At 64.5% G+C, this 4,058-nt stretch carries 4 protein-coding genes; all 4 read left to right on the forward strand.

The annotated features are described in order from the left end of the window. The first annotated feature begins 108 nt into the window (after window positions 1-108). From VZ95_RS16970 to asnB, 4 genes are read left to right on the forward strand one after another with little or no spacing between them, the layout of a single operon-like run. Window positions 109-1,149, forward strand: coding sequence for a glycosyltransferase (locus tag VZ95_RS16970; protein ID WP_045776907.1), 1,041 nt, complete (start codon window positions 109-111; stop codon window positions 1,147-1,149). Next, the gene (locus VZ95_RS28955) at window positions 1,149-1,790 is read left to right on the forward strand and encodes a glycosyltransferase (protein WP_332308120.1); all 642 of its coding nucleotides are present in this window, start codon (window positions 1,149-1,151) and stop codon (window positions 1,788-1,790) included. Before VZ95_RS16970 ends, VZ95_RS28955 begins: the two co-directional genes overlap by 1 nt. Further along, window positions 1,787-2,173, forward strand: coding sequence for a glycosyltransferase family 4 protein (locus VZ95_RS28960; RefSeq protein ID WP_332308121.1), 387 nt, complete (start codon window positions 1,787-1,789; stop codon window positions 2,171-2,173). Before VZ95_RS28955 ends, VZ95_RS28960 begins: the two co-directional genes overlap by 4 nt. A 12-nt stretch (window positions 2,174-2,185) precedes the next feature. Continuing rightward, the gene (gene asnB / locus VZ95_RS16980) at window positions 2,186-3,934 is read left to right on the forward strand and encodes an asparagine synthase (glutamine-hydrolyzing) (RefSeq protein WP_232302720.1); all 1,749 of its coding nucleotides are present in this window, start codon (window positions 2,186-2,188) and stop codon (window positions 3,932-3,934) included. The last annotated feature ends 124 nt before the right edge of the window (window positions 3,935-4,058 follow it).

A 4,058-nucleotide genomic window follows, 5' to 3' on the forward strand; every position in this document is an offset into this window, starting at 1 on the left:
ATTGGGATAAGTTGAAGCAGGAGCCGGATTTCCTTGCGCATATGATGGACGATTTGCCCGTCGCGCGCGCGCTGGTGGCGGCGGAAGCCTGTTGGAGCGGGGGCGCTGATGGCCGAGATCGTGCTTGCCGACGATGGGGTTCCCTTCGATGGCACCAGCCCCGATACCGGCCCCCTCGGCGGCGCGGAAGCTGCCGTTGTTGGGCTGTTGGAAGCGCTGGCGGCGCGCGGGCATCGGGTGACGGGCGTTACACGCTGCGCCGCCCCCGTTATGGTGCGCGGCGTTCAGTGGCGACCGCTCGGCGACGGGTTGCCCCGCAGCGCCGACCTCTATATCGCCAACCGCGCCCATCATCTGATCGCCGCTTGCCCCGGGGCGACGCGGCAGATGTTCTGGATCCACAATCCTGCGACCTATTTGCTGAAGCCGCGCTACCTATGGCCGCTGTGGCGGGTGAAGCCTGCGATTGTGTTTTCCGGGGCCTATCACGCCAGCACCTACCCGGCTTGGGCTCCGGCGGGGGAGCGCCTGATTATTCCCTATGGGCTGCCGGAAGTTTTTCGGACCGATAAGGCCGAACGCGCCCCGCCCGCGCCGCTGGCGATTTTCACCTCGAACCCTTTGCGCGGCCTCGATGGGCTGCTCGATCTCTGGGCCGACCATATTCATCCGGCCCTGCCGCAGGCACGTTTCCTGGTTCATTCCGGTCTCGGAACCTATCGCGGCGGCGCGGATCGGCACCGAGCGGCGATTGAAGCTGTGCTGGCGAAAGCCCAAAGCCTCGCCGGAAAGGGCGTGATGTGCCGCGACCCGTTGCCGCGCGCCGAGTTGATCCCCGTGCTAAAAGCCGCGCGGTTGATGCTTTATAGTGGCGATGTTGGCGAAACCTTCTGTTTGGCGGTGGGCGAGGCCCAAGCCCTCGGTTTACCTGCCGTCGTTCGGCCGATCGGTTCGCTCCCGGAACGGGTTCGCGACGGCGAAACCGGCTTCGTCGCCGCCGATGATTCGGCGATGGCGGCGCGGGCGCGCGCGCTCTTGAGCGACGATGATCTTTGGCAGCGCCAGCATCGCGCCGCGCTGGCGCTGCAAGGCAATTGGGGGTGGGATAGTGCCGCCGCCAAGGTCGAAACCCTGCTGGAGCCGGGCTGATGCGCCTGCTGCAAGCGATGGCCGGGGCCAAGCACGGTGGGGCGGAAGCATTTTTCGAGCGTCTCGCCATCGCCTTTGCCGAGGCCGGGGTTCAGCAGCAGGTGGTGATTCGCCCGGATGCGGCGCGGGAATCCCGCCTGCGCGTGGGCGGGGTCGCCCTCTCAACGCTGCCCTTCGGCGGGTTTTTCGATCTCACCACCCGGCGCGGCCTCGCCCGGCTCGCGCAAGACGCCGATCTGCTGCTGACCTGGATGAACCGCGCCACGCTTTTTGCTCGCCCGACGCCGCGCACGCGGTTGGTGGCGCGCTTGGGCGGCTATTACGACCTGAAATATTACCGACGCTGCGAGTATCTGGTCGCCAATACCGAAGATATTTGCCGCTGGCTGCGGGAGCAGGGTTTTCCGCCCGACCGCGTCACCTATCTGCCGAATTTCGTTGAACCCCAGGCGGCGGCTCTGTTGCCGCGCGAAAGTTTGACTGACCGCGACGGGCCGTTGTTGCTGATGCTGGGGCGGTTGCATGCGAATAAGGCCTTCGATGTGGCGCTGGCGGCGCTGGCGGAGATCCCCGGCGCGACGCTGCTGATTGCGGGGTGGGGCCCGAGCAGGAAAAGCTTCTTGCGCAATCGAAACGATTGAACATCGCCGACCGCGTGCGGTTTCTTGGCTGGCGCGACGATGGCGCGGCGCTGCTCGCTTCGGTCGATGCGCTGCTGGTTCCGTCCCGGCACGAACCCTTGGGCAATGTCGTTTTGGAAGGCTGGGCGCAGCGCTGCCCGGTCATCGCCGCCGCGTCCGCCGGTCCCGCGTCCTTGATTGAGGACAGGGTTTCGGGCCGTCTCGCGCCGGTCGAGGATGCCGCAGCCCTGGCGCGCGCGGTGCGGGAAACCTTGGCGCAGGCCGACCGGGGGCGGGGCTTGGCCGAGGCTGGGTTTGCGACCCTTCAGCAAAATTTCTCGAAAGCCGCCGTGGTGGCGCGCTACCGTGCTTTCTTCGAGCAGGTTTGCAGTTCGGCTTCATAAAGGAAAGACCATGTGCGGCATTGCCGGAATGATGCGGCGCGGCGGGGCCTTGGCTCCCAAAGCATTATGCAGCAGATGATCGACGCGCTCGCCCATCGCGGGCCGGACGGCGAGGGGATTCATCTGCAAGGCGCGGTGGCTTTGGCGCATCGGCGGCTGTCGATCATCGATTTACAAACCGGCGACCAGCCGTTTTTCGACGGGGCGGGCAACACCCTGATCGGCAATGGCGAGGTCTATAATTACATCGAGTTGCGCGCCGATCTCGCAGGGCAGGTGAATTTCCGCACGACCAGCGACTGCGAGCCGCCGTTGCACCTGTTTCGCCGCCAGGGGCTCGCCTATGCCGAAAGCCTACGCGGCATGTATGCGCTGGCGATTGCCGCCGCCAATGGGCGCTTAATTCTCACCCGCGATCCGTTTGGCATTAAGCCGCTCTATTATGCCGAAGTGGTCGAAGGGCTTATTTTCGCCTCCGAACCGCAAGCGCTTTTCGCGAGCGGTTGGATCTCCCCGCGCCTCAACCCCCGTGCCCGCGACGAGCTGCTGCAAATGCAGTTCACCACCGGAGCCGAGACGATGTTCGAGGGTATTTTTCGCGTGCTCCCCGGCGAAACCCTGGTCGTCGTGGATGGTCGTATTGCTGAGCGCAGCCGACGAGCCGCGCTGCCGGACGGTGGCCCCGAAGCGATTGATGAAGCGAGCGCACTCACCCGGCTCGATGCGGCCTTGGCGGAAAGCGTTGCGATTCACTGCCGTTCCGACGTGCCCTATGGGCTGTTCCTCTCGGGCGGGATCGATTCGGCGCTGGTGCTGAGCTATATGCGCGAGGTCGATAGCCGCCCGGTGCAATGCTTCACCGTCGGCTTCGAGGGCGCGGCGGCGGATGAGCGGGCGGCGGCGCGAGCCTGGCGAAAGCCTGCGGGGCGGAGTTCACCGAGGTTGGTTTCGGCCCGAAGGATTTTTTGGGCGCTCCTGCCGCGCGTGGCGGTGGCGATGGACGATCCCGCTGCCGATTACGCCACCTTGCCCACCTATCTGCTGGCGCAAAAGGCGCGCGCCTCGGTCAAAGTTGTGCTCACCGGCGAGGGCGGCGACGAGATTTTCGGCGGCTATGGCCGGTATCGGTCGATCATGCGGCCCTGGTGGCTCGGCGGGAAAGTGCTGCGCGGCAAGGGCACCTTCGCCCGGCTCGGGGTATTGCAGCAGGAGGGCGGGGCCTGGCGCGACGGCATTGCTATGGCGGAAATTCACGCCGGAACCCACGGGCGTTCGCGCCTGCAAGTGGCCCAGGCGGTCGATTGTACCGACTGGTTGCCCCATGACCTGCTGACCAAGCTCGACCGCTGCCTGATGGCGAACGGTATGGAAGGCCGCACGCCGTTTCTCGACCCTGGTGTTGCTGCGGCGGGGTTCCGCCTGCCCGATTCGCTGAAAGTGCGCGACGGCAAGGGCAAATGGATTCTGCGGCGTTTGCTCGAAAAGCGCCTGCCGCAAGCCGATGCCCTCGGGCGCAAGAAAGGTTTTACGGTTCCTGTCGGCGCGTGGCTGTCGGCGGAAAGCGCGCGCCTGGGGCCGCTCCTCGCCCGGCAAGCCTGTATTGCCGAGATTGCCAAGCCGGGGAAGGTGGAAACCCTCGCCCAATCCACTGAAAAACACGCGGGCTTCGCCCTTTGGTCGCTGCTGTTTTACGCCCTCTGGTATCGCGCGCAGATCGAGCGTAAGCCGATGGACGGGAGTGTGTGGGAGTTGTTGAGCTAGGGGTGACCCGTTTGTTGCAGTACAATTTATTATAGAAAAATTAATGTTAAAACGATATAATCTTGGCGAATTGATCTGAATTGTGATCTTACGGAGTTAAAGGAAGCATGACGATAATAAATCT

This window comes from Elstera litoralis, assembly GCF_000963705.1.
In the GTDB taxonomy this organism is placed as follows: domain Bacteria; phylum Pseudomonadota; class Alphaproteobacteria; order Elsterales; family Elsteraceae; genus Elstera; species Elstera litoralis.

Excerpts from the sequence above, each read along its gene's own strand:
- VZ95_RS16970 (WP_045776907.1), top strand. The coding sequence starts at position 109 with ATGGCCGAGATCGTGCTTGCCGACGATGGGGTTCCCTTCGATGGCACC.
- VZ95_RS28955 (WP_332308120.1), top strand. The coding sequence starts at position 1,149 with ATGCGCCTGCTGCAAGCGATGGCCGGGGCCAAGCACGGTGGGGCGGAA.